The organism is Glaciimonas immobilis (assembly GCF_011947285.1).
GTDB classification, from domain to species: Bacteria; Pseudomonadota; Gammaproteobacteria; order Burkholderiales; family Burkholderiaceae_D; genus Glaciimonas; species Glaciimonas immobilis.
In genome coordinates this window covers 377,765-404,468 of the sequence record NZ_JAAOZT010000001.1, presented here as the reverse complement: position 1 = coordinate 404,468, position 26,704 = coordinate 377,765, and the positions used below count along the sequence as shown (strand labels likewise).

Genomic DNA, 26,704 nt, shown 5'->3' with positions numbered 1-26,704 from the left:
CTAAGGCCCATGGGGCGACGCTTGACCTTATAAAGGGCGGATGGGGTGTAAATGGTGATGTCCCGAACGCGCTTATTCGTTTTATCGTTGCGCCCAAAAGAACACGGGATTCTGTGGCTGAAACGGCCGTCAGGTGCGATTGTGGATGCCATATGCCAAATCGTAACAATGCGCGTACCGGGGAAGCTTTTTGGCGATGCTCATCCAGGAGATGCCACACCAAAACGCGTGCAAATTATGATCGTGATTCTATCGGTGATACTGTTTCTGCGGCCGAGCCGAGCGATTGCAAAATCGATTCTGCAATCAGTTCTGCAACCAGTTCGGCAACCAGTTCGGCAATAAGAGAGGTCAAATTCGAGGACCGGAATCGGACGGAGGCGATTGTACGTCGAACTGTTATTGAATTTGGAAATAAGGAAGCGGCCATTAAGTGGCTGCAAGCTAAAAAAGTAGGCTTGCGCGGCTATGGCGATACCCCGCTCGAAGCCATTAAGTCGGTACTCGGGTGCACACTTGTTGATGCGCTACTGGATCAGCGCTTTGAGACCTGATACCCATTAAAATCCGTTCACCATCTGCAACGAGCGGGCGTCAGTTGCGTATCTGCGGTAACAAGTACCGAATGATCAGCGCACCATCGGTTGCGCCCATCTACCCTGCCAAAGACCGGTGCTCAGAGGATGCGGTGCATTACAAGGCAAGCACGCATTGAATATGCATATGCATCAGATTAAAGCTTTGTCGCACCGCTTTAATGTTCGGGCCAGCGTATTTTTCTAAACGGTGCCAACGATGGTCAAAAGAATCTGTGTTGATGCAGGCGCTAAATTATTTTTAGAAGATACTCTTTGAAAAATTCATTATCGTCATATTTCTTGTATTTTTTTCAAAAATCCGTCATGGATTCCGCGCTTTATATCCTCGACTCCATGAGAAAAAGCGCGTCACGGATTCCGTAGCGCGCTTCATTTTGTTTCCGCCTCAGACCATTTTTAAATAAATAATTGGCCTTAAACAAAAACTACATTACAACATTAGTTAGCCCTCAACAATTTATAGTGAATAGACGGCGCACTTGGCCGGATGCAATGCATGGCGCCCGTTGCTACGCAGTGCGTGTGGCGGGCAACGCCGGAAAAAGTCGGCCCGCGCCGCGACATCACAACAAATTATTGGGGATTGTTTAAACCAGCGTCAACGTAACGTCAACGTTGCCGCGCGTCGCGTTTGAATATGGACACACTTGGTGCGCTTTGTTGACTAGAGTCTGTGCTGCCGCTTTGTCCATGCCGGGGAGTGAAATTTTCAGTTCTACTTCAATTCCGAAGCCGCCTGGGATTTGGCCGATACCGACCAGGCCGGTAATGGAAGTGTCTGCTGGCAAAGTAATTTTGTCTTGCGATGCAACGAATTTCATTGCGCCGATAAAGCAAGCTGAATAGCCAGCTGCGAACAATTGCTCTGGATTGCTACCGGCTGCGCCTGCGCCGCCGAGTTCTTTTGGTGTGGTTAGTTTTACGTCAATAATGCCGTCGGCTGATGTTGCACGACCGTCACGACCGCCGGTTGCTGTGGCTGATGCTGTAAACAGAATGGTTTCGACTGACATGGTGAGTTCCTCTATATAAATTAATAAATGGCCGCCTAAGAATCCTGCTGAACCGATCAGTCGGCCTTACTGAATAGCTCGGATAAAAATAGTCTAAATTCGTTACATTACAATGACAAAACCACATGCTTCCAAATAAATTTGTTTTACACAATAAAATTGTGTGCAATTAAAATAACTGTTTTATTGCAACATAAACCACCGTTCCACGCAAGTCGCAGGAGATTAAACGTTCTCCGCCATCGCGGCGCGTAGCCTTTGTAATTGGCTGGTCAAGGTACGCAATTCATCCATCGAACATTGTGCCGCACAACTAACTTCCTGAGGAATTGAGCGCGCCTGTTGCTGTAAATCGATTCCCTTTGGCGTCAAGCTAACGATGACTTGACGCTCGTCCTTAGCTGCGCGCTGCCGTCTTACAAACCCGCTTGCTTCCAATCTTTTTAATAAAGGCGTTAATGTGCCGGAGTCTAGGAATAAACGAGCGCCCACTTCAGAAACAGTAACCTCGTCACGCTCCCACAACGTAAGCAAGACCAGATATTGCGGATAAGTGACGCCCAATTCTTGTAATAGCGGCTTGTAAATCTTGGTCATGGTCAATGACGCAGAATATAATGCAAAACACAACTGATTATCGAGCAGCAAGCTTTTAGCGCCAAACACTTCCGGGTTCGGTGTGCTACTGATATGTTTTGCGTTGTGCGTTTCCATGATTTAAATAATATACCGCGCACTATTAAATTGCAAGCAATTTAATTATTGCTAACAAGCTCGCAAACGGTAACGAAGCGGCGTTGATCCACGCCACTTCGCCTTCGTCGTTATCGGCTAAACGCTCATATTGCCAAGCGTACTGGCACGGTAAGCTGCTACAAAAGTCTCGAAATCGCCGGTTTGCGTCTGCTCAATTTGCGCCTGATCGTCCAGAGACTTAGCGGCCATCTCCGTGAAATAGGCATTTTCTTCTACGCTTGGCGGATGAGCGCGGAACTGCGCCGCGTGCTGCTTGCTTTGCCGTAGTGCAAACTGGGCAAAGGTTTCGTTATGCTCTTGCATTGCCGCCAGCACACGTGCAGAGGGCGTTAACTCAGGCGACAATAATTTGCGACGTTGCTGTTCCAGCGCGTCACCGTGCTGGGTATCCTCGCGCTGAGCATCTAATAACGTTGCAGAGGCGGAAATCTTTTCGAGAAGCGCTAGTCCCCACGATTGCAACGTTATAGCAGAACCGTTGTACTGTAGCTCCAATCCCGGACGCCGCCCTTCTTTGACCGCTTTAGCAAAGTTTTCAACGTTCTCTACACTTTCTTCATCGCTGGTACAGGGGCTGTCATCGAGCGCGCAAAACAGCAGGAATGCATCCAGAAAACGTCCCGTCTCGAGGCTAATGCCAGTCGGCTCGAAAGGATCGATATCCATGCAACGCACTTCAATATACTGAACGCCGCGCGCGGATAAGGCCTGAATTGGCCGTTCACCGCTGTTAATCACGCGTTTGGGGCGAATGGTGGAGTAGTACTCGTTTTCAATTTGCAAAATATTCGTGTTAATTTGTATCCACTCGCCATCGCGGTGAGTGCCAATGTCCTCATACGGAGGATAGGATTGGCTAACTGCCCGTGCCAGACTTTTGATATAGCTATCAAGATTATTGTAGTGCGGCGTCAGGTTAGCCTGCGCCTTGCTTTGGTAACCCAGATCGCTCATACGCAAGCTGGTGGCGAAAGGCAGATACAGGGTTTCATCGTCCAGCGTCTTGAGATTGTGCTCCCGACCAACAAGAAAGTTCTTGGACAACGCCGGTGAGGCACCAAACAAATACATCAACAACCAGCTATAGCGACGAAAATTACGTATCAGTGCAATATAACCATCCGATTGAAAAGACTTGGTGGTACAAGTCGCCTCACCCGCTTCCGATTGAAGTACCGACCAGATATTCTCCGCTAGCGAGTAGTTATAATGAATTCCCGCGATGCATTGCATGCGTTTGCCATAGCGTAGCGCCAGACCGCGGCGATAAACGTGTTTTAGCATGCCTATATGAGATGTGCCGTACCAGCCGATAGGAATCTGTTCCTCGTCCGGCAACTCACATGGCATGGAGTCACTCCATAGCATTTCATCGCCCAATTGCGCGAACACAAATCGATGAATGGCATCAAGCTCTTCCATGACCAGCGCCACATCATTCTCAGGCGGGGTGATGAATTCTAGTAACGATTCGGAATAATCAGTCGTAATCTGGGGCTGCGTCAACGCCGCCCCCAACGCGCGTGGATGCGGAGTGAGTGCTAACTTACCATCTGGATTGACACGTAACGTCTCACGTTCTATCCCGCGTAAACCTTTGCTCAGCAAACCACGATGCTGTTCTTGTCCCAGTAAGGCCAGACGGCGGGTGTAATAATTTGTCAATTCGAATCCTTTAAATTTGCCTTACCGATTTTTGTTCTTATTTGCGGCGATTGTTATCGGGTGATCCTGTAGTACGCGAGAATAGCCGAAAATCCAAGAACGCGTCAGATAACCCAACCTTACTATCCGTAAAAAATCTCAACCCAAGCCGTGGCAGCCGGAGAGCGGTAGCGGACTCCCATCCCTTCAGGCCGAAAGCCTGCCACAAGGATAATCCGCTCCCAACTTGCTGTATATGGCGTCACATTCTGTTTTTCAAAAAATAATTTTATATTTAACAGATTTGCGAGGCGAAAATCCTGCCAGCCCTAATAACCGCTTAACCGCAATCTTCTTTGACCCTTTGTTGGTCCTCTCATTTCTGCATGCCCATCAAACCTGACTTATATTCTTACCGGGACACTTATAAACCAACTTATTAACGTCGAACTGCCAGTTCAAACGCCCTTTAACGAACGACGCTTTATAATCTCGTTTTAATTCGCTTTTTCTTGCCCCCACTATGCCAGCTCACCTCATTGACGGAAATCTCCTTTCGAAACAATTACGTGCAAATGTTGCCACACGCGCCGCTGCCCTCACCGCTCTGGGCAAACGCCCGGGTCTGGCGGTCATTCTGGTAGGCGACAGTTCTGCATCACAAGTCTACGTCCGCAACAAGGTCAAAGCCTGCGAAGACAATGGACTGCATTCAGTTCTTGAAAAATACGATGCCAACCTGACCGAGGTTGCCTTGCTGGCGCGCATTGATGCGCTTAACCAGGATCCGCACATTCACGGAATATTGGTCCAGCTTCCATTGCCGGCACATATTAACGCCCATAAAGTGATTGAAGCAATCGCCGCTGCCAAGGACGTAGACGGCTTTCATGTCAGCAATGCCGGCCTGTTAATGACCGGCAATCCCCTGTTTCGCCCTTGCACACCGTATGGCGTGATGAAAATGCTTGAGTCGATCGACTATCCGGTACGCGGCGCGCATGCAGTGATCGTCGGCGCATCCAACATCGTCGGCAAGCCGCAGTCGATGCTGCTCTTGCAAGCGGGGGCAACTGTCACCATCTGCAACTCAAAGACCCGCGATCTCGGTCACCATACGCGTCACGCCGATATTCTGGTCGTTGCGACCGGCAAACGGAATATTGTCACCGCCGATATGGTCAAGCCGGGTGCCGTCGTCATTGACGTTGGCATGAATCGCGATGACAGTGGCAAACTGTGCGGCGATGTCGATTTTGCCAACGTCAAAGAAGTTGCGGGCTATATCACCCCGGTGCCGGGCGGCGTCGGGCCGATGACCATCACTATGCTGCTCGTCAATACGATTGAAGCCGCAGAAAGAAACTAATCCATGACATCTACCACCGCACCAGATATGCCCCTAAACACCCCCCTTTTCAACCCCCTTCTGGACTTTTCCGGTCTGGCCCACTTCGACACGATCAAAGCAGAACACGTAACACCTGCCATCGCTTATTTGCTGGAGCAGGCCAACCTTGTCGTCAAGCAACTGGAAGCGCCACAGGCATCGGTTACCTGGGACACATTTGTTACGCCGCTTGAAAACGCGACAGAAAATCTCGGGCGGGCGTGGGGGATAGTCGGGCATCTGAATGCGGTGATGGATAGCCCGGAGTTACGCGCAGCGTATAACGAAAATCAGCCTAAACTCATTGAATTTTCGACTTCGTTATCACAAAATTTAGCGCTATTCGACAAGTACAAAGCGCTAGAAACCAGCACCGATTTTTCCACCTTGTCGATGGCACGTCAAAAAATTATCAAGAACGCCGTGCGCGATTTCCGACTTGGCGGTGCTGAACTCGCCGACGCCGAAAAAACACGTTTCGCCGCTATCCAAGAGAAGCATGGCGCATTGACGACTCGCTTTTCGGAGAACGTTCTCGACGCAACAAATGACTACACGCTATTTGTCACCGACGAAAGCGAACTCGCAGGCTTGCCGGACGATGTAAAGCAAGCCGCTCAGGCAGCGGCACAAAAAGACAGCAAAGAAGGGTATAAATTTACGCTGCACTTCCCTTCTTATTTTCCTATTTTGCAATATGCCGACAGTCGTGAATTACGTGAAAAAATTTACCGTGCCAACGCCACCAAAGCATCCGAACTAAGTGGAAAACCTGAGTGGGATAACACCCCAAATATCATCTCCATCCTAAAACTACGCAACGAAGAAGCAGCATTACTCGGCCTCAAAAGTTATGCCGAATTGTCGCTGATTCCCAAGATGGCTAAATCGCCGGAAGAAGTGATCCATTTCTTGGAAGACCTCGCCCGGCGCGCGCGTCCATTCGCTGAAAAAGACCTGGCAGAATTGCGTGATTTTGCCAAGAACCAACTCAGCATCGATCTTTTGGAAGCATGGGACAGCACCTATGCGTCAGAAAAATTGCGTGAACAACGGTACGCGTTTTCGGAGCAGGAAGTAAAGCAATACTTCCCAGAAACGAAAGTCGTACAAGGATTATTTGCCTTAGTGCAAAAATTATTTTCAGTAGAAATCAGCGCCGATGACGCGCCGGTCTGGCATCCCGATGTAAAGTTTTTTAAGATTCAAAAAGAAGGCAAGCTACTCGGTCAGTTCTACCTGGACCTGTATGCGCGGCAGGGCAAACGGGGCGGTGCGTGGATGGATGATGCACGGGCGCGTCGCAAGCTGGATGATGCGAGCGACATTCAGACACCGATTGCTTACCTGACCTGCAATTTCTCGGCACCCGCAGTAGTCGATGGCAAAACCAAACCTGCGCTGTTTACCCACGACGAAGTAATCACGCTATTCCATGAGTTCGGCCATGGTTTACATCACATGCTGACCCAAGTTGATGAGATCGGCGTTTCCGGCATCTCCGGCGTAGAGTGGGATGCAGTCGAACTGCCTTCTCAGTTTATGGAAAATTTCTGCTGGGAATGGGAGGTTCTGCAAAACATGACCGCTGAAGCCACCACCGGCCTTCCATTACCGCGTGCGCTATTCGACAAAATGACCGCCGCAAAAAACTTTCAGTCCGGATTACAAACCCTGCGTCAGGTCGAGTTCTCACTGCTGGACATGCATCTGCATGACAAATACGATCCGTCCGGTGACCAAAGCGTTCAAGACCTGATTAATCAGGTCCGCGCGCAAGTGTCTGTCCTTAGTCCGCCTGCGTTCAATCGCTTTCAGCACTCCTTCTCGCACATTTTTGCCGGTGGTTACGCAGCGGGTTATTACAGTTATAAATGGGCCGAAGTGTTATCCGCTGATGCCTATAGTGCCTTTGAAGAAGTCGCCAATGGTGGTAATGTGATCTCGGCAGAAACGGGCAGTAAATTTCAACGAGAAATTCTGGCGGTGGGCGGATCGCGTCCGGCGTTGGAATCGTTTAAAGCCTTCCGTGGTCGAGAACCCAATATTGATGCATTATTACGGCATAGCGGGATGGCAGCATAAATACTGGAATATAAGCTGAAATATAAGCTGGTAATAAGCTTGGCACCAGTATTCAAATAAGTATTGCAATGGTAAGAACGCTTTAGCAATGAATCCGGCGCAGGATGCCATTACAGCATCCTGCGCTTTTGCTTTTAACCTCGATCATTTTAAGTGCCAACACGCAGCTGGCACATTTTTTCGCTTTTTCAAATCGGCAATGATTGGCATAATGGTCAGCACAACGCGTAGCTCAATGGGGGAGCGTCCCAGACGCGCCGAATTGGACTGGTACCGGTATGGCGCGAGTCGGATCGCAGTGTCATACAATGAATCCTGCCAAACGAATTACGTAGTGAGAGTTCAGCAAGAAAAAGGCGTTCTTCCATATAAAGGTATCAGATGAAACTGGCAGTATCATTATTTGCAACAGCAGGCCTGATGGTATGTTTGCTGGCCTCCTCTGCTGCACAGGGGCAACTCTATAAATCCATCGGCGCAGACGGTCATGTCACCTACAGCGACACGCCTCCAAAAAATGGCAATGTGGTCGTCAAAAAATCGCTCGATAATAATAATACCGATGTCAGCGAACTGCCCTACGATCTGGCGCAAGCCAACAAAGGCAATCCAGTCGTTTTATATACCGCCAACAACTGCGTTCCTTGCGATGACGGTCGCACCCTGCTCAACGTTCGCGGTGTTCCCTACAAAGAAAAAACAATTAGCACCAACGAAGACATCGCGCGCCTGAAGGCAGTCGGCGGCGGGGGGCAATTACCGTTTTTGCTGATCGGGCGCAATAAGCAAAATGGATTTGAAGCAGTTGGCTGGCAAGCAGCGATTAGCGCCGCCGGTTATCCGCAAGAAAATCGATTGCCAAAAAATTATCGCAATGGTGCAAAAGCGCCTGCCGCACCGCCTGTAAAATCCCGCACTGACGATACTGGCAACGACAATTCGGATCCGAATGCCAGTAAGGGTGCATCTTTGCCCGCCCCCATTAGCGCGCCGCCCGGATTTAGATTTTAAGCCGTAAAACCTTAGCAAACTATGACGCATATCGATTTTCACACTAACATACCTGACAAGTTTTTATACACCTGTCGCTTGGTGCGCAAAGCACGTGCGGCGCAACGAAATATTGTTATATTAACAAGCAATGTAAGCGATTCAGGCCATCTTGATCGCTCACTGTGGACCTTCTCGGAATATGATTTTTTGCCGCATGTGGCGGCGGAAGACCCGCTTGCGGCAGAGACGCCCGTCATTCTGGTCCATGATCAAGACGTCACTTTGCCGCATCATCAGATATTGATTAATTTATCGGGAAAGACGCCTATCCATTTCGCCCGTTTTGAACGTATGTTTGAGATTGTCACCCTTGATGAGATCGACAAGACTAATGGCCGTGAACGCTATCGATACTATCAACAACGCGGCTATCCGCTTACACATTCGATCGCTGCCAACGCGTAGGTACTGTAAGCGGAACCCGGACGACGCAACAAACAGGCAGCAAAATGCCGGAGGAAAGTAATGAACAACAAATCGCTTGACGCCGGTATCCCCCTTCTGACCGAGGTTATCACTCCAGTTGAAGAGGAGCATGTCGGCAATCCGCCTAAAGAAACGCAGGACACGCACACGGCGAATCATCCCGAAGAAAACCAGCACAAGGCGATGCAGGCCAAAGAAAGCCCGCCAGCAGACAATCAGCACGAGGAAAGCCAGCACCTTGAGGACGACTGGCCGACACTCTCGCTGGAGGACGCGATTACGCTTAGCGACGACGGTCTGTCCTATCAACTGGCCTATCCGGCATTGTTACCATTGTCGGCAGCGGTTGATCCGAAGCCCGATTGGGGAAAACTCGAACAGGATCTGCATCAAAAAATATTGGGACAGTTGCAGGACCGGATCGATTTGGTTATCGAGCAGCGTATTCGCGACTCACTTGCAGGGGCGATAGAAACCGCGATCCAAGGCCTGACCGATCAAATCAAAGCCGGTTTGCATCAGACGCTGAACGAGGTAGTTTCTCAAGCCGTAGCGATCGAAGTGACAAAATTTCAAAAAACAAAATATAAATTAGAAAATTTCGATTAATAATCAAAAACTAAAGATGTTAGATCATTATTGAAAAATTAGAGGCCAACATTGAACACCTAAACAATCTAGAACTTCTTACAATACCTTCATACGAATTTAGTTAATTTTGGAGATTTCGCATGAAAGTGATTGTATTAGGGGCCGGTATTATCGGTACATCGTCGGCATGGTTCCTGAACAAAGAAGGTTACGACGTTACCGTTATTGACCGACAGTCAGGTGCAGCGCAAGAGACCAGTTTTGCTAACGGCTGTCAGATTTCGGTATCGCATGCGGAACCCTGGGCTAATCCGCAAGCACCGCTGAAGGTTTTGAAATGGCTCGGCAAAGAAGATGCACCGCTGCTCTATCGCTTTCGTCCAGAATGGCTCCAATGGAAATGGGCGCTGAATTTTCTGCGTGAATGCACGCCCTCACGCACCGCAGCCAACATTCGCCAAATCGTCGCCATCTGCGAATACAGCCGCCAGACATTGTTGTCGGTGCGCGCCGAAACCGGCATCGAATACGACCATCTGGTGCGTGGGATTCTGCATTTTTATACCGAGCAAAAAGAATTCGACGACTCGCTGGCCGCGGCTAAATTGATGCGCGATCTGGGTTGTCCGCGCAACTCGATCAGCGCAGATGAGGTCGTCAAAATTGAGCCGTCACTAGCACGCATCCGAGACAAAATCGTCGGCGGTGACTATACTGACAATGATGAATCCGGCGACGTTTACAAGTTCACCACCGGCCTGGCAAACAGGGCGCAAGACGCCGGCGTCAGATTTCAGTTCAATACTACGGTGACGCGCCTGATCACTAATGGCAGCGGCGCCGATACCAAAATCACTGGCGTTGAAATTATCAACGCCGACGGCAAGCACGAAGTCCTACACGCAGATAAGTTCGTGGTCGCCATGGGTAGCTTTTCGGAGCAATTGCTTAAGCCGCTGGGCATTAATTTGATGATTTATCCCGGTAAAGGCTACTCCGCCACCTACAAAATCACCAACCCTGCCGCTGCACCTAGCGTCTCGTTGACGGACGACGGTTACAAGCTCGTGATATCACGCCTGGGTGACCGCTTGCGGGTTGCCGGTACCTGCGAGTTAAACGGCTATACCCGCGAGCTCAACACCACTCGATGCGAAGCGATTACCCGGCGTACCCGTGAGTTATTTCCCGACGCCTGCGATTATGCCAATCCGACCTATTGGACCGGCTTGCGCCCACTAACGCCATCCAATATTCCGTATATCGGCAAGAGCAAGATAGCCAATCTGTTTCTCAATACCGGTCACGGCACGCTAGGCTGGACGATGGGATGCGGCTCGGGTCGCGCCATTGCCGAGATCATCGCCGGTCGGCAGCCCGAGATTGATTTTGCGTTTACCGGTATGCCACGACGCACTCCTAATGCTACAGGTCAGACACGCGAAGTCCAGGCGTGACTTAAGAAAAACCTTAAGATTACCGCGGGTGAAATACGCTGCAAAGAAAATTATCGTACCTGCATGCTACAAGCAAGGCCCGTCGTTTGAACCGACAGCTGGACCATGAAATAATTTTTCGCAGGTGCTACGGTTGGGTATACGTTTTTAACACTTCGTTTTCAAACACATCCGACAACAGCGGCTTATGCCGGACAAGCTGAGCGCCGTTGCGGGACTTATCCGACGCACATCACATGACCATTCCGAAACCCGGGATGGTCTTTTTTTATGCGTCTTCTTGCCTGAAGGGGATTAACTGTCAACAATGAGCGGATGCCGCATATCCGTTAATTCAGCTTCGTCGCCTACTGTTAAGTCGTAACCGGTTATTGGTTGATTATTGACTAATGCCTATATGGTTGATGTGCGGCGCACATGGCCCGGATATTGCAACCTGACCCGGGCGAATGCGTTGAATGAACAAGCATGCACCGGTTTTGTCGGTCTTGCGCCTCATTTAAGGGCGCAGCGCTATTTTGGCGCTTTGACCTGAATCGTCGCGACTTTTTCATCAAAGGCGATCCGGGTAACAAATTTTGCCCGCTTCATTGGGAACCGTGACTGGAAGTGACGAACATTGCCAGAACCAGAAATAACCCGCCTTACGAATTGATAATAAGCGTCCATATCCACGACGTGCGCCACCAGGAAATAATCATAATCGCCAGACACAAAATAGCACTGCATCACCTCGGCTTCCTTGTTCATACGGAGTTCAAATTCCTCCATATGTTCATCCGACTGATTGTTGAGAGAGATTTCGAGAAACGCGAGCATGCCATAGCCGAGGGCAACTGGATCGACTAAAGAGACATCGGCGCTGATGACGCCAGCCTCGCGCAGGTCGCGGATGCGGCGCAAGCAAGTGGGTTGTGAAATATGCGCCTTATCGGACAAGGTCCGGGTGGGCACCTGATTGTCAAGCTGCAACAAGTTGAGTAACTTGCGATCTATCTTATCCAGAACATGGTGTTTGGTCATATGAGAAGTGTGAGTGATTCAAAAAAAACGCATAAAACCGCTTTGCGAACTGTTTTTTATGATGTACCGTTTGCATGTTCGCAGCAACCTAATAAGCTGCAAACGGAGGAACAAAGTTTTTTGCCCGCCTGTATTGCTTTGTAGTACTACGTATTATTTTAAATCCTCAGGAGAGAAATTCATGCAGATCAAGACCAAAATGATTCCACTAGTCGGTGCTATTGCATTAGCGCTTGCTGGATCGGCATTCGCACAAGAACAGGTCGTCACTATTGGCCACGTCGGCCCACTTACAGGTCCGAATGCACACATTGGTAAAGACAACGAAAACGGTGCCAAAATGGCGATCGATGAGTTGAATGCCAAAGGCACCATGATCGGCGGCAAAAAGGTAAAATTTGTACTCGACGGTGAAGACGATGCATCCGATCCTAAACTGGCAACGACAGTTGCTCAGAAATTAGTCGATGCGCACGTCAATGGCGTGATCGGCCACATGAACTCTGGCACGACCATCCCTGCATCCAAAATTTATTTCGATGCAGGTATCGCGCAGATTTCTCCATCTGCGACTAACCCAAAATATACCCAGCAAGGCTTCAACACTGCGTTCCGCGTAGTCGCTAACGATGGCCAACTGGGCGGTACTTTAGGCCGTTACGCTGTCGACAAACTGCATGCTAAAAATATCGCGGTGATTGACGATCGTACTGCGTATGGTCAAGGCGTTGCCGACGAGTTTTCCAAAGGCGCAAAAAAAGACGGTGCTAATATCGTAGCGACCCAATTCACTAACGACAAAGCAACCGACTTCAACGCTATTCTGACGTCAATTAAAGCCAAAAATCCGGATCTGATTTTCTTCGGCGGTATGGATGCTGTTGGCGGTCCAATGCTGCGTCAAATGAAACAACTGGGCATCAAAGCCAAGTTCATGGGCGGTGATGGCCTGTGTACGACAGAACTGGCTAAATTAGCCGGTGCTGGCTTGGAAGACGATCAGGTAGTCTGCGCCGAAGCTGGCGGTGTTCCTGATGCTGGTAAAAAAGCGCTGGAAGAGTTCAAAGTCGCTTACCAAAAGAAATTTAATCAAGAAGTTGTAATTTACGCACCGTACGTCTACGACGCGTTGATGACCATGGTTCAGGCGATGCAAGAAGCCAAATCAGCCGACCCTAAAAAGTATCTGCCTTTCCTCGCCAAGATTCGCCACAAAGGTGTCACCGGCAATATCGCTTTTGATGCTAAAGGCGATATCAAAGACGGTTCTTTGACTTTGTACACATACAAAGGTGGCTTACGTACGTTGCTGGCGGTGACAAAGTAAGTGGTTAAATAATGACGTTACTGCGTCAATAATTTAAGATGTTAGCGGGTCGTGTCAGCAGTTCTGGCGCGTCCTCTGAATCGAAATATTGATTCACGCTGGCAAGTTTAATTAACGACTAAAACATCATTTTAGAACTACCTAAAACGCTCCGGCTCCATGCCGGGGCGTTTTTTTTTGAAGTCCAAACGATTTAGAACAATTTCGCGACGCCTAGTTGAAATGTATTGGCTCTATTACCGCTTGCGAACTGGCCGCTATAATTCACGAAAGCAGTTGTGTCGGATGCCAGTTTGATATTGGCGCCGAGATCCAGATGTGTCGTATTTGCCGCACCTTGATAACCAGGCATACCAAAACTACCCCCCATGCCGATCACATGCGCGCGGACTTCGTTCGGCGTGTTTTTCAATTCTCGGTCCCACGCTAGTTTTGCAAATGGTTGAATCGGAAAACCCCACATGGTTTGATTGGCGGTCAATTGCAACCCCACACTGGAAACCAACGATATGCGGGTCTGCGCATCAAAATGCATCGCCGTACTGTCGTTGCCTCTCTCGTCATAGGCCTCGACCTTGATTTGTTGCCAGGTCAAATTAGCGATGGGGCTCAATACTGCAGCGCCAAACGCAAAGTCATATTGACCGCCTAAACGGAGAAGCAATTGATCGCCCGCAGTGGTGCCCTTCTCTTTTCGCAGGGCCTGACCCAACATAAGGCTGCGGGTGACGTTGTTGTATTGAAGCAGGCCTGCAAGGCCGATCGCGCTCACGGCCCACGCGCCATCACGGTATTGGGTATAACCGGAGATCATGGCTTGATCCAGCTTAAAGCTACCGGTATTGCTACCGAAATTCGATTTATTTTGACCGTAACCAAACGCGGTGCCGATCATCCACTGTTGATTAATCGCGTAATCGATTCCCACTGTAGCGCTGGTGGCCGAGCCATCCAGACCTTGCATATTGTCGGTTTTGCCGTAGTTGCGTTGGGTATTTCCAACCACCGCGTAGGCTTCCGGCTTGCCTACGTTTACCGGTGCCGACCCGAACAATCTCAAACGATTATCAATGGCTAGCGTCTGTGCTTGTGTGGCGACCAGCGGTGCCGAAGCCAACAGGCTGATCTGTGTAGGTGCCAGCAATACCGATTGTGCATATTGCGCGAGGATCGCTTGCGCCGCACCGCCGGGATGCAGGCTATCGGCAAACAGATACGTCATATTCGCGTTAGGTTCCACCAAGGTAGCAGCGGTACAAGTCCCTGAATCAGGCGTGGTGCAAGCAGCCAATGTGACATTCTTGAAGCCATAAAGCGCAGGATTACGAATGACCTCGTCCAGCAAACTAAAGACGTCCAAAGCGATAATGTTGCCACCTAGTTGGTTCAGGCTTTGATTCAACGTTTGATTAAACGTGTAGGCTGACGCTGTCCACAATTGTTGCAGTCCGAGTTGGGCCGCTAATGGCGTATTCCCGATATCCGGCAAATTCAATACCAGTACTTTACCTGCACCGGCACGCTGTAGCGTCCCCACTAAACCGGCGACATTCACAGCTTCTCCCGCGACTAGTCCCACGATTGTTTGCGCGGTGGCGGCCTGTACCGCCGGATCTGGGTCCCCAAGGCCAGCTTGATTCAGCGTTGTGTACGCAAAAACGTCATTGGAGCCTGCCCACACACTGTAAAGCGCATTTTTGTCTGCTTTAGGGCGGCTCGATAAATAGTTGTTAACCTGATCTGTGACTGAAGGGGTGAGAAATCCGCTGGCAGGATCCAAAGACTGCTGGCTCGTCAGGGCACCACCAATCGCATAATTGGTCCCGTTCAAAGGTACAACGCCATTCGGCGTAAGCACATAGGCCGGATCAGCGGTTAAGCCATTTTTACGCGCCAGCAGTTGGGTCCAGATCAAATCAGGATTGGTCGTGAAGGACGGCTGTTGCCCGACGCCGGTATAGAAACCGCTATCCATTAAGGAGTCGCCAAAAAAAACCATTTGTGAAAAATTCGAAGCCGATGCTACGGGCGTCATACAAAGAGTCATGCCGATACTGGCGCTAACAGTAGAAATTGTCCATAACGCTTTGCGGGCCTGAAGGTCCAGCCGCGGAGTAAAGAGCGAGGAGAAAAAAGATGCGGTACGGGAGCGAGCAAATGGGAGTAGTGCCAAAGTAATTCTCCTAGAATGATTTATAGATTTTATGGTGGCGGCGATAGCGCGGTAATTTGAAGGGATAAGCCTGATAGATGTGGAAATAATCGAACCGTTTTAGAAAAAACAAAATCACTTCAATCATAAATCGAATGTTTATACTTTTGCAACGTTGACTTTATATTATGTGAAGAAAAACATCACAAAGATTACTAATCTTTGTGATGTTCTGATTTGACCGTTCATTTCACTGCATGTTGATGCCGATCCTGAATTGACCCCCCTGCCGGTTTCGTTGACACTCGCATGAAGTTCGTGCCCTCTTCCAAGAACGGGGAGGTGAGATAACTCACCCCAGACTGGATATCTGGACCAGTTCCTGACTGGCCGCAACGCTCACGTTAAGGGGATTGCTCGCATCAAATATTTAATATTTTTCTGCTTGGGGACCTTGGATATCGAAACGCAAAAAAAACCCCTGGCATTACGCTCAGGGGCCAAAAGACGACTCATTTATTGCATCTGAATACTTAAATAATTTACGCTATTAGCGTTTGCGTTATCGTCCCGTCAAACGCCAGGGATGGACAATGTCCCTCGATTAGCGGGCATCCGGATCATCTATAAATTCGCATGAATGACTTCCGCGAAAGAATGCCGATTTATCTTTCCCCGGCTGCCCCACGTCAGGGCACCGTCTTTGTAAACACCATCATCCTTAAACCGCACATCTAAATTGAACGGCTTGCCATCCTCGTCTACTGGCCCCATGATCTTGGCGGACGATTATAATTCCGTAGATCCATTACCGCCCAATCAAAGCTCTGTTATATTGCGCACCGACTGCAACGGCGTCACGTCATTGAGTTTACTGGTTGGGATCAATACCCGTCCTAGATTTGCACACCCGTTAAAGGCTCGAGCCTCATTTTTTAAGGGCTATCTGGAGTTAGTTTAAATTACTAATGCACTCCAGACCATTTAGTTCAGCCAGATTCATACTAATAAATTTCCGAGTTTCGAAACAATCCAATTGCACGTGATTACCGGATGGCTAAATCAGCACGCCGAGCGAGGTCGCAATTTATTGACGTAAAACGTCATTTTAAGAATAGCGTTCAGACTTTCAGTTCAACGCATGATTAGCATACTAATTTCATTCACTTTAGCGACATTGGCGCGATAGTTCTTATCCTGAAGAGAACTTGCAGGGAATACGAGCACATTAATACCATCACGTTTTACATGTACATTTTTTAAAAAAAATAATTTTTTACTATTTTGATGATTATTGGTCGCAATGAGAGCAATGAAGAAGGATAAAAGGACCGAAGCTTCAAATGATTTTTCGCTAACTTGGCCTCGCCGGGATTTAATAAAGTTATGTTGCATTACAAAGTATTGGCACCCTCTTACCTTCATCCTTAATTTTAGGGTGCGCCTCTAGGCATCCGCTGCCGTCGTTAGACCAAGTAATTGCGCCCGCACCCTTTTTCGCTTGAAGAACATAAGTGGAATTTATGTTGAGTTCGGTTGAGGGATAGACCGCAATACTTCCGTTAACCACCCGAACACTCTCTATATACGTTGTCTTTTGGGTCTTTGATATGCCATGCGAACCGGCATTGCAACCGGCTGTATCACCCAGCACTTGAACACACATGGAGACCGAAACTTTATACGCATCCACTATCGCGATAACCTCTGCAAATTTGGCCCTTATAATATAATCTTGATAAGCTGGCGTCGCGATCGCCGTAAGGATACCGATAATCGCGACAACAATCATTAACTCAACAAGCGTAAATCCTTTCTTAAAGCGCTTCTTATATTGAGAAATTCTCATAGAATCTCCAAGAAAATTTTCGTTTATTCTTCCACACGGATATTAAAAAATATGAACGTCGTGGAAAATATAACAGCTATAAAATACCTTCGCGAGGGGAAATTTGGAATGCCATGCGACAGTTAATTAAAGAACTCCATTAAACTTAAAAAAGTTGCAATATCTGACTGAAAATTTTAACTTGTACGCTTAATATATCGCCACAAAAAATTATAATATTATGGGAAATTAACTAGCACTAGAAGCTTCGGCGGGGCCTACCAATTCACATAGAACCGGTACTGCAACGCCCTTGTCACCATTTTTTTCTTGAGCTCTTAGACATCCGCTTTTACCGGTATTCCACTTAACGGCAGCAACGCCAATTTCTGGCTCCAGCACTAACGTGGACAAGGGGTTCAGCTTAGAAGAAGGTATTACTGTGATCATTCCACTGGCGACTTTAATTTCCGTAACATTGGGAGTTTGTTGCGAAGCTGGAATTCCATTCTTTGCTAAGTCACAACCCGTTGTACCACCGGTTAACTGTATACACACAGCCACAGCCGTTTTGTAAGCACTCGCAATAGAAACTACTTCTGCAAATTTCGCCTTCGCCGTGTAATCCTGATAAGCAGGCAAAGCAATAGCAGCCAAAATACCAATAATCGCCACAACAATCATCAGTTCAATCAGCGTAAACCCGCGTTGCACTTTCCGTTTGTATTGTGCAAATTTCATATTTAGTTATCTCCCAATTTGGCGTCATTGACGACACGCAATTTATATAAAAAATAACCCTGTTAATATGAAATTAACGGGTCAGAAACGTATAGGCGCGATCCCTCAAATATTGCTAGATATTTTTCAGTATTCACCGCACCTAATGTGAGATAAATTATAAACGCAGAGTTACACAAAATGCCCATCCTCCCGACAAAGTTAGGTGTTTTACTTAGTTAAGCAAAACTAAGTAAAACACCTAAAAAAATAAATTTATCTCGCATCTCGCCATATAAATATTATTATTTGGATGTTGACCGCTTCACCAAAATTCTCAAAGCTCGAGCGAGAAAATGGGGAGAGCGAGAACAAAAGCACATTCACCATGCTATGCGTGTAATGGCGTCCAATGCGGGGATCGCTTAACCTATCTTGGTTGCACGCGCTGCTGGCAATGTTCACGTTGCTGACCATACAAACAGGTGCGCTGCAATATCTGCATCAACGATGCGTAGCCATTTATCCGCAATCAAATCTGAACTAACAGGAGGAATCCACGGTGCTATCGAAAACAAACACTTTTACTTTATCGACCGTCATTGCATTCGCGTTTTCTGGCGCGGCATTGGCGCAGGAGCAGATCGTTAAGCTGGCGCAAGTTGGCCCAACTACTGGCCCTATCGCTTACGTCGGCAAGGACTTACAGAACGGCGCAAATATGGCGATCGAAGAACTCAATACCAAAGGCATCACCATAGGCGGCAAGAAAATAAAGTTCGTTTTGCTGACAGAAGATGATGCCGGCGATCCTAAGCAAGGCACGGCTGTCGCGCAAAAACTGGTGGACCAAAAAGTACAAGGCGTGATCGGCCATCTGCAATCGGGTACAAGTATTCCGGCGTCGAAGATTTACTACGATGCAGGGATTCCCCAAATATCTCCCGGCACCACCAATCCCAAATATACGCAGCAAGGCTATAACACAACCTTTCGCGTAGTGGCTAACGACGGTCAATTAGCCGGTGCGTTGGGACGTTACGCAGTACAGACGCTGCACGCAAAAAAAATTGCGGTGATTGACGACCGCACGGCCTATGGTCAAGGTCTGGCGCAGGAGTTCACCAAACGTGCAAAAGCGGCGGGCGCAACGATCGTTGCGACCCAGTACACCAACGACAAGGCGACCGACTTCAGTGCGATCCTGACCTCGATCAAGGCCAAGAAGCCTGATGTAATTTTCTTCGGCGGCCTGGATGCTGGCGCAGGGCCGATGCTGCGGCAGATGAAGCAATTGGGTATCAAAGCCAAGATGATGGGTGGAGATGCGATCTGCACCACGCAATTACCGAAGCTGGCAGGTGATGGCCTGGCGGATGATCAGGTTATCTGCGCTGAGGCGGGAGGCGTTCAGGATGCTGGCAGACCGGCGCTGGACGCGTTTAAAACCGCCTTTAAGGCGCGCTATGGTCACGACGTAGTTATTTATGCGCCGTATGCCTATGACGCGTTGATGACGATGGTGGAGGCGATGCAGAAGGCCAACTCAACCGATCCCAAAGTGTATTTACCAGCATTGGCCAAGATCAGCCATAAAGGCGTGACCGGCACGATTGCATTTGATGGGCATGGCGACATGAAAAACGCGACGCTGACCATGTACACCTATAAAGGCGGACAGCGCACGATTATTGGGGTGACGAAGTAAACGAGTAAGAGCAGCTTTTCAAAATAAAAAGTAGCGGGCGCAACCTCTCCCGCTACGATCCTTCGACAGCCTTAGAGGCTGTTGACTCAGCACTACATATTTTGAATACCAACCCGCCACAAGTTTATTTAAGAGCCAATATCCACTTAACGAGGGTGTGTGCTTCTACATCGCTGACCTGGGTATTGGCAGGCATTGGAATCATTCCCCAAGAACCTGACCCGCCCTTCAATACTTTTTGCACCAGCTTGTCTTCTGCATCGGGTTGGCCTTCATACTTTTTTGCGACGTCCTTAAAAGCTGGCCCTACAATTTTATTGCCTATCGAATGGCAGGCCATGCAGTTCTTGGCCTTAGCAAGATCGGCATTTGCCAATGCGCTTCCTGATACCAGCAACGCGACTACTCCGCACATCAATACTTTACTTTTCATGCTTCTATCTCCGTTTAAACGTCTGATCTTGCTCAGGTTTAATAGTTTAAATTAATCTTCATTGCGCAGGTAACCTTCTTTGGAGGGGTCGCGCATGCGTATGGCAACAATCAATGCAATCGCGCACAGTACGGTGACGTACCAGTAAAACGTCGATTCCATGCCGATTGATTTCAGTTTCAACGCAACGAACTCCGCCGACCCACCAAAAATGGCGTTACCTAACGCATACGACAGACCGACACCGAGGGCGCGTACTTCCGGCGGAAACATCTCTGCCTTGATCAGACCGCTAATTGACGTATATAAGCTGACGATAGCCAGCGCCAGAATCACCAATCCAAATGCAGCGTAAGGATTGGTGACATCGGCCAGCGCGTGCAAAATCGGCACCGTCGCCAGCGTTGCCAACGAGCCAAACCAGAGCATCGAAGTGCGACGTCCAATACGATCCGACAATGCGCCAAATAAAGGCTGCATCAACATGTACGCGAACAGCGCGAAGGTCATGACCGCGCTGGCCGTTTTGGCGCTCATACCGGCAGTATTCACCAAATACTTTTGCATGTAAGTGGTAAATGTGTAAAAGATCAGCGAGCCACCGGCGGTGAACCCGATGACGGTCATGAACGCGACTTTATGCTTCATCAGGCCAGCGATGGTTCCGGCGTCTTTATTTTTACGTGAGTCGGAGGTTGACGTTTCATTGAGCGAACGACGCAAATATAAAGCTACCACCGCAGCGCAGGCGCCCAGCACAAATGGCACGCGCCAGCCCCAGTCTTTCAACTGCTCGGTCGTCAACAACTGCTGCAAAATCACCAGCACCAGCACCGCCAGCAATTGCCCACCGATCAGCGTTACATACTGGAACGATGCATAAAATCCGCGTTGACCTTTAAGCGCGACTTCACTCATATAGGTAGCGCTGGTCCCGTATTCACCGCCGACCGACAATCCTTGCAACAAGCGTGCTAAGAGTAGCAATGCGGGTGCCGCGGCGCCGATGGTGGCGTAAGTCGGCAAAAACGCAATCACCAGGGATCCGGCGCACATCATTAACACGGAAGTCATCATGGCGGTTTTACGGCCGCGCTTATCTGCGAGCCGTCCGAAAATCCAGCCGCCGATCGGGCGCATCAAAAATCCCGCAGCAAATACGCCCGCGGTGTTTAACAATTGCGTCGTGGAGTTACCACTAGGAAAAAACGCGGGCGCGAAATAAATTGCGCAAAATGAATAGACATAAAAATCGAACCACTCAACCAGATTGCCGGATGAGGCGCCGACAATCGCAAAAATGCGCTTACGGCGATCCTGGGCGGGGGAAAGTTCTTGCTGCGCCATGTGTCATCCTATCTTATTGTAAACAACGTTATAAACAACAACTTACACAACGACTTGCGGAATAGTCCGGCCAGACCAATACCTGAACTGGCAAAAATAGCGGCTCCATGAATAGCGGTTCCATGAGTCTGTGGCGTCCTTTTTGAAACGTCGGGGAAGGCCACTAGTTTTGTTGCGATTCCGCATAATATATTCTTCCTCGCCCGGTGGCCGCAAATTTGTACGCATTTGGACAATATTTGTATTGCTGCATTATAAGAAAAACAACTAATTTGGTGCATCGCGATCGTAACGCTAACTTTTTTGCTAATCAGACAATGAACTTCGCCTACTTTCCCCGCTCAAAGATAGTAGATTTTATTGGCGCGTTATCGGTCGAGCGGCATAGATGACCCGAAGCACAGGGCTAGGCCATTTGCATAAGTCCTACATTAATTCAATGGAGGGATAGCGATGATCCGCAACTTCAAGAAATTGACGTCCGTACGGTGGAAACTGGTGGCGCTCGTGACGGGTGCAATCTTTGCCATGGCCGCTAACGCCGCTAACGCCGCTAACATTGACTTTTCGTCAAACCATGATTTTGCAGAAATCAACCTCAATATTAAAGATCAGGCAAAACACAACTCAGAGTTTGTGGTACTTAGCGTAAAACTCACCCCTGCCGCAACGCAACGTTTGCAAGAAGTCTCGCGCAGCGCCGTGAATCAGGATTTGACGATTAGCCTGAATGGCAACGAGGTCAGAACACTAAAAGTGACGGATGTTATAAAAAATTCTCGATTAAAACTTAGCTTGACCCGTCAGATGGCGCACGATGTATTCCCCAGCCTGCTGGCTACGCCCGTCTCGTCCGTATCGCTTTCAGGATTTCCAATGCCACAATGGGCGGAAGGAACATGGGCTGAAAGCCTGACACCGGATGCGACCAACAAAGATCTGGTCACGAACAAAGTGCTATCGGTATCCGAGAAGATAATCAACTCACCGACCTGCAAACGTGTCAATCACACCATTGTGGCAACCACCGACTCAATGGTAGAGTTGCGAATTGACCGGCGCAATAAATGTGTCCTTGATGAAATTCCAGTGAGCAAAATCATCCTCAGCAGAACCACCGAACCTGACCGAATCGTGATTTCCCTGTATGCGGTCGGCAGCGATTTTGCTGGACCGCCGACACGCGAAAACACGTATCGGCTAGAGTAATCAGTACAATGCTATTTCACCTGGATGCCCGCCCCTGCTCTTCTGGGCTGCGCAGACTTCGCAGGCCTTGCGCACGCAGGCATACAGGTTCATTATCGCCGGTTAATTTCCGAATAAATTTTCGATTAATCTCGTAAAGGATTCTTTTCTCGTGAATCGTATTATGACGCAAACCCTCATAGCCGCCGCAGGACTCACCTTGATGACAACCGCCAACAGCGCTGCTGATAACGCTCCCTCCGCTCACGCCGCGGCCATAATTGCCACTGCCAGTCCTCTCGTATCCGGTATCGACATGCAAAACGTCGACACGACGGTGCGCCCGCAGGATGATTTTTACACTTACGTCAACGGTACATGGCTGAAAAAAACCGAGATTCCCGCCGACAAGTCGTCATGGGGATCTTTTTACGAGCTGCGCGAAAACTCATTAAATCAGTTGCGCGCTATTGTTGATGCCGCCACTCAGAACAAAGCAGTAATAACCGGCTCAAATGAACAAAAAATCGCCGACATGTATGCCAGCTTCATGGATGAAGCAACTCTCGATAAACTGGGTGCGACGCCATTGAACCATCAGTTCGCATTGATAGACGCGCTGCAGAACAAACAACAAATCGCGGGCATGATCGCGCAGCTATCGCGCATTGGCGTCAAGGTACCGTATGACATTGGCATCCATCAGGACGCCAAAGACTCGACCAAGGTGATTGTCGATTTGGGACAAAGCGGATTAGGCCTGCCTGATCGTGATTACTACCTCAAAGACGACGACGTCAAGCTCAAAGATACACGGATCAAATACCTCGCCCATATCGAGAAGATGCTGGCGCTTGCAGGTGACAAGGACGCACCGGAAAGCGCCTCTAGCATTCTGGCGCTTGAAACCGCACTGGCAAAAGTGCAATGGACCAAGGTCCAAAACCGAGACCCCGTCAAAACCTATAACAAGGTCGAACTGGGCGCGCTGGCAACATTGGCACCTCACAACGACTGGAAAAGCTATCTGCTCGAATCAGGTCTGAAGGATAAAATTTCATATGTCATCGTCAGTCAACCGAGTTATATCGAAGGCTTTGATAAGGTCATTGAGGCAACGTCGATGGCCGCCTGGAAAGCGTATTTTAAATGGCACGTGCTGAGTCGCTTTTCTTCTTCCCTATCAAAACCTTACGTGGATGCAAACTTTGCTTTTTACGGTAGCGTATTGCGCGGCGTTCCACAAAACGAACCACGCTGGAAACGCGGCGTGAAAATGGTAGAAGATACCGTGGGCGAGGGCCTCGGCGAGCTCTATGTGGCACAATATTTTCCGCCTGAAAATAAAGCACGGATGGAAAAATTGGTCGCCAACCTGATTGCAGCCTATCGTGAGAGTATTCATACGCTAGACTGGATGGGACCGGCGACCAAGGTGCAGGCGGAGAAGAAACTCTCTACGCTTATGACCAAAATCGGCTATCCCAAAAAATGGCGTGATTACTCAAAACTCACAATCAAAAAAGACGATCTGATCGGCAATATTATTCGTGCCAACGTATTTGAATATCAGCGCAATATCAGCAAACTAGGCAAGCCGGTGGACCGCGACGAATGGGGCATGACGCCGCAAACGGTCAACGCCTACTACAATCCAGAGTTGAACGAAGTCGTGTTCCCCGCAGCAATCCTGCAACCGCCGTTTTTTAACGCGCAGGCAGATGATGCGGCCAATTATGGCGGCATCGGCGCGGTGATTGGACATGAGATCAGCCATGGCTTTGATGATCAAGGCAGCCAATACGACGAGGTCGGTAATCTCCGCGACTGGTGGACCAAAGACGACCATGAGAAATTTGCCGTCAAAACCAAAGCACTGGTAGCCCAATACGGCGCGTATAGTCCGGTGCCGGGTTATAAGCTAAACGGCGAACTCACCCTCGGTGAAAATATCGCCGATAACTCGGGACTGACCATCGCCTACAAAGCGTATCAATTGTCGTTGGCAGGCAAGACCGCACCCGTCATTGACGGCATGACCGGTAATCAACGTTTTTACCTCGGCTGGGCGCAAGTCTGGCGCGGCAAGGTACGCGATGCGCAAGCAATCGTCTACGTCAAAATCGATCCGCACTCCCCGCCGCAGTTCCGAGGCAATGGCACACTGGCCAATCAACCGGGATTTTACGCAGCGTTTAATGTAAAGCCGGGTGACAAGATGTATTTAGCGCCGGACCAACGCGTGATCATGTGGTGACGGAATAGTTTTTTTTGTGGCCGATGGCGGCAATGAGACGTAAAGTGCCTGTCATCGGTTATCCAACCCAAACCGACGAAACATAACTTTCTCCTTAAATAAAAGCCAACTTAAACAAAATTGGGTGGCGACCTTTGTCCATTGTTCTCCCGTTAATTGCGAGAACATGCAAACATAGGTCACATGTAAGACATATAGGATTAGGTGAAAGGTGAATTTCTCTACTTACTTATAACTTCGAGCGCTTCAATATCCCGGTTTTCAAGGGCCGCCTTATTACACAATTACACTGCAGCGTGCGCGTGCGACCGAAAACTACGACCGATATGTTCCGCAGACAAATGTGCATTCCCATTGCCAAAAATTTTCTCGCGCAACGTACCTTCTGCGTACGCTGTTTTGTAGATACCGCGCTGCTGCAACTCGGGTATCACCAGATCAACAAATGCTTCAAAGCTTTCCGGACTGACCGTCCTGGTGAGGTTAAATCCGTCAATATCAGTTTCACGCACCCATTCTTCCATCGCATCGGCGACTTCCGAGGGTGAGCCAACTACCGTGGCATAGCGTCCGCCCAACGCCAGTTGATTTAACAGTTTGCGCTTGGTCCACTCCAACTCCGGATTGGTGATTGTCTTCACTAACGATTCAATTGCATTATTTTTTACAGCGCGTATTGGTTCATCCATTCCGTAACCGGAAAAATCAATCCCGGTACCACTGGAAAAATGCGCCAGACCGGCTTCCGGGCTGGCATAGAGCACGTATTCGTTAAACAAGTCCCACGCTTCTGATTCGGTTCGCGCGACCACTACGGTCAATCCCCTGAAAACCTTTACGCCGGCGGCGGTGCGACCCTGATCTGTCGCAGCCTTCCGAGCCTCTGGTACCAGTTTGCGAGCCGCGTCCTTACTCTGACTGGAAATGAAAATGCATTCTGCATGACGACCGGCAAAAGTCTGACCGCGACCTGAGGAACCGGCTTGATATATAACCGGCGTGCGCTGCAAGGATGGTTCGCTCAAATGGATGGCTTCGACCCGATAGTAGTCACCATGGTGATCTATTTTGTGCACCTGATCGGGTTGCGCATAAATACGGCGTTGGCGGTCGCGCAGCGCCTTCATCCCAACTACCTTCCCACAATTTGTAGACAACTTCCATAAACTCATCTGCCCGGTCATAGCGCTGATTATGGGCGAGTTGGGTTGTAAGTCCCATCGCTTTTGCTGCGCTTTCCAGGTAACCGGTTACTACGTTCCAGCCCATCCGCCCTTTGGTCAGATGATCCAGTGTCGACATTTTTCGTGCAAACAGAAACGGCTCTTCGTAGCTTAAATTGACGGTGACACCAAAGCTCAAATGAGTCGTGGCATGTGCCATCGCCGAAATGAGCATCATTGGATCGTTAACCGGCAGTTGAATGGACTCCCGCAAGGTGAGATCGACGGATTGTTGATAAACGTCGTACACGCCCACGATGTCGGCCAAAAACAAGCCATCGAACTTGCCGCGTTCCAATAATTTGGCGAGGTCGGTCCAGTACGCGATATCGTTGTAACGCTCGGATTGATCGCGCGGATGCGTCCATAATCCATGGTTGATATGATTCACGCAGTCCATGCTGAATGCGTTGAGAAGTATTTTCTTTTTAGACATTTTGGTTCAATGCAGTGAGCGCTTCACTGCAATATTTAGGATGTAAAT

At 49.1% G+C, this 26,704-nt stretch carries 21 protein-coding genes and 1 pseudogene; 11 read left to right on the top strand and 11 right to left on the bottom strand.

Going from position 1 to position 26,704, the window contains the following annotated elements:
- Positions 1-152 precede the first annotated feature (152 nt).
- Entirely contained in the window at positions 153-554 is a 402-nt protein-coding gene (locus HAV38_RS01785; RefSeq protein WP_168051801.1) for an MbcA/ParS/Xre antitoxin family protein, read from the top strand.
- A 632-nt stretch (positions 555-1,186) separates the two neighbouring features.
- On the opposite strand, the gene HAV38_RS01780 is transcribed toward HAV38_RS01785, so the two are convergent.
- From HAV38_RS01780 to gshA, 3 genes are all read right to left on the bottom strand, one after another.
- On the bottom strand, positions 1,187-1,612 hold the full coding sequence (locus tag HAV38_RS01780; RefSeq protein WP_168051799.1) for an organic hydroperoxide resistance protein: 426 nt from the start codon (positions 1,610-1,612) through the stop codon (positions 1,187-1,189).
- A 225-nt stretch (positions 1,613-1,837) separates the two neighbouring features.
- Positions 1,838-2,326, bottom strand: a complete 489-nt coding sequence (locus tag HAV38_RS01775) for a MarR family winged helix-turn-helix transcriptional regulator (RefSeq protein WP_168051797.1) — start codon at positions 2,324-2,326, stop codon at positions 1,838-1,840.
- Between the two features lie 117 nt (positions 2,327-2,443).
- Positions 2,444-4,033, bottom strand: a complete 1,590-nt coding sequence (gene gshA, locus HAV38_RS01770) for a glutamate--cysteine ligase (protein ID WP_168051795.1) — start codon at positions 4,031-4,033, stop codon at positions 2,444-2,446.
- A 502-nt stretch (positions 4,034-4,535) separates the two neighbouring features.
- Between gshA and folD the strand changes: the two genes are divergently transcribed.
- The 6 genes from folD to HAV38_RS01740 all read left to right on the top strand — a co-directional run bounded on the left by folD (position 4,536) and on the right by HAV38_RS01740 (position 11,014).
- Positions 4,536-5,381, top strand: a complete 846-nt coding sequence (gene folD, locus HAV38_RS01765; protein WP_168051793.1) for a bifunctional methylenetetrahydrofolate dehydrogenase/methenyltetrahydrofolate cyclohydrolase FolD — start codon at positions 4,536-4,538, stop codon at positions 5,379-5,381.
- A gap of 3 nt (positions 5,382-5,384) precedes the next feature.
- Entirely contained in the window at positions 5,385-7,487 is a 2,103-nt protein-coding gene (locus tag HAV38_RS01760) for a M3 family metallopeptidase (RefSeq protein WP_184013413.1), read from the top strand.
- A gap of 381 nt (positions 7,488-7,868) precedes the next feature.
- A complete protein-coding gene (locus HAV38_RS01755; RefSeq protein ID WP_245182135.1) occupies positions 7,869-8,498 on the top strand; it encodes a glutaredoxin family protein in 630 nt (209 codons plus the stop codon).
- Between the two features lie 21 nt (positions 8,499-8,519).
- Positions 8,520-8,945 carry a DNA polymerase III subunit chi gene (locus HAV38_RS01750; RefSeq protein WP_168051791.1) on the top strand — a complete coding sequence of 142 codons (426 nt, stop codon included), beginning with the start codon at positions 8,520-8,522 and terminating at the stop codon, positions 8,943-8,945.
- A 60-nt stretch (positions 8,946-9,005) separates the two neighbouring features.
- On the top strand, positions 9,006-9,575 hold the full coding sequence (locus HAV38_RS01745; RefSeq protein WP_168051789.1) for a hypothetical protein: 570 nt from the start codon (positions 9,006-9,008) through the stop codon (positions 9,573-9,575).
- Between the two features lie 122 nt (positions 9,576-9,697).
- Positions 9,698-11,014: a D-amino acid dehydrogenase gene (locus tag HAV38_RS01740; protein WP_168051787.1), complete on the top strand. Its 1,317-nt coding sequence runs from the start codon at positions 9,698-9,700 to the stop codon at positions 11,012-11,014.
- A 513-nt stretch (positions 11,015-11,527) separates the two neighbouring features.
- Here the strand turns inward: HAV38_RS01740 and HAV38_RS01735 are convergent.
- Positions 11,528-12,037 (bottom strand): Lrp/AsnC family transcriptional regulator, encoded by a 510-nt coding sequence (locus HAV38_RS01735; RefSeq protein WP_168051785.1) that lies wholly within the window; start codon positions 12,035-12,037, stop codon positions 11,528-11,530.
- A gap of 181 nt (positions 12,038-12,218) precedes the next feature.
- On the opposite strand from HAV38_RS01735, the gene HAV38_RS01730 reads away from it, so the two are divergent.
- Entirely contained in the window at positions 12,219-13,364 is a 1,146-nt protein-coding gene (locus HAV38_RS01730) for a branched-chain amino acid ABC transporter substrate-binding protein (protein ID WP_168051783.1), read from the top strand.
- A gap of 193 nt (positions 13,365-13,557) precedes the next feature.
- Here the strand turns inward: HAV38_RS01730 and HAV38_RS01725 are convergent, their stop codons facing one another.
- The 4 genes from HAV38_RS01725 to HAV38_RS22060 all read right to left on the bottom strand — a co-directional run bounded on the left by HAV38_RS01725 (position 13,558) and on the right by HAV38_RS22060 (position 18,085).
- On the bottom strand, positions 13,558-15,537 hold the full coding sequence (locus HAV38_RS01725; protein WP_168051781.1) for an autotransporter domain-containing protein: 1,980 nt from the start codon (positions 15,535-15,537) through the stop codon (positions 13,558-13,560).
- Between the two features lie 1,113 nt (positions 15,538-16,650).
- Positions 16,651-16,911 (bottom strand): hypothetical protein, encoded by a 261-nt coding sequence (locus HAV38_RS01720; protein WP_168051779.1) that lies wholly within the window; start codon positions 16,909-16,911, stop codon positions 16,651-16,653.
- Positions 16,901-17,365 (bottom strand): pilin, encoded by a 465-nt coding sequence (locus tag HAV38_RS22065; RefSeq protein ID WP_168051777.1) that lies wholly within the window; start codon positions 17,363-17,365, stop codon positions 16,901-16,903. The genes HAV38_RS01720 and HAV38_RS22065 overlap by 11 nt, the downstream gene beginning before the upstream one ends.
- Positions 17,366-17,593: 228 nt before the next feature.
- Positions 17,594-18,085, bottom strand: a complete 492-nt coding sequence (locus HAV38_RS22060) for a pilin (protein WP_168051775.1) — start codon at positions 18,083-18,085, stop codon at positions 17,594-17,596.
- A gap of 541 nt (positions 18,086-18,626) precedes the next feature.
- Between HAV38_RS22060 and HAV38_RS01705 the strand changes: the two genes are divergently transcribed.
- A complete protein-coding gene (locus HAV38_RS01705) occupies positions 18,627-19,772 on the top strand; it encodes a branched-chain amino acid ABC transporter substrate-binding protein (protein WP_168051773.1) in 1,146 nt (381 codons plus the stop codon).
- A gap of 124 nt (positions 19,773-19,896) precedes the next feature.
- On the opposite strand, the gene HAV38_RS01700 is transcribed toward HAV38_RS01705, so the two are convergent.
- Positions 19,897-20,205 (bottom strand): c-type cytochrome, encoded by a 309-nt coding sequence (locus HAV38_RS01700; RefSeq protein WP_168051771.1) that lies wholly within the window; start codon positions 20,203-20,205, stop codon positions 19,897-19,899.
- Positions 20,206-20,256: 51 nt separating this feature from the next.
- Complete coding sequence (locus HAV38_RS01695) at positions 20,257-21,552, bottom strand: MFS family transporter (RefSeq protein ID WP_168051769.1); 1,296 nt, start codon at positions 21,550-21,552, stop codon at positions 20,257-20,259.
- Between the two features lie 453 nt (positions 21,553-22,005).
- On the opposite strand from HAV38_RS01695, the gene HAV38_RS01690 reads away from it, so the two are divergent.
- Together HAV38_RS01690 and HAV38_RS01685 are read left to right on the top strand one after the other, a co-directional pair.
- Positions 22,006-22,761 carry a hypothetical protein gene (locus HAV38_RS01690; protein WP_168051767.1) on the top strand — a complete coding sequence of 252 codons (756 nt, stop codon included), beginning with the start codon at positions 22,006-22,008 and terminating at the stop codon, positions 22,759-22,761.
- 163 nt (positions 22,762-22,924) lie between these two features.
- On the top strand, positions 22,925-24,997 hold the full coding sequence (locus tag HAV38_RS01685) for a M13 family metallopeptidase (RefSeq protein WP_168051765.1): 2,073 nt from the start codon (positions 22,925-22,927) through the stop codon (positions 24,995-24,997).
- A 284-nt stretch (positions 24,998-25,281) separates the two neighbouring features.
- On the opposite strand, the pseudogene HAV38_RS01680 reads toward HAV38_RS01685, so the two are convergent.
- A pseudogene (locus tag HAV38_RS01680) lies at positions 25,282-26,656 on the bottom strand (LLM class flavin-dependent oxidoreductase).
- Positions 26,657-26,704 lie beyond the last annotated feature (48 nt).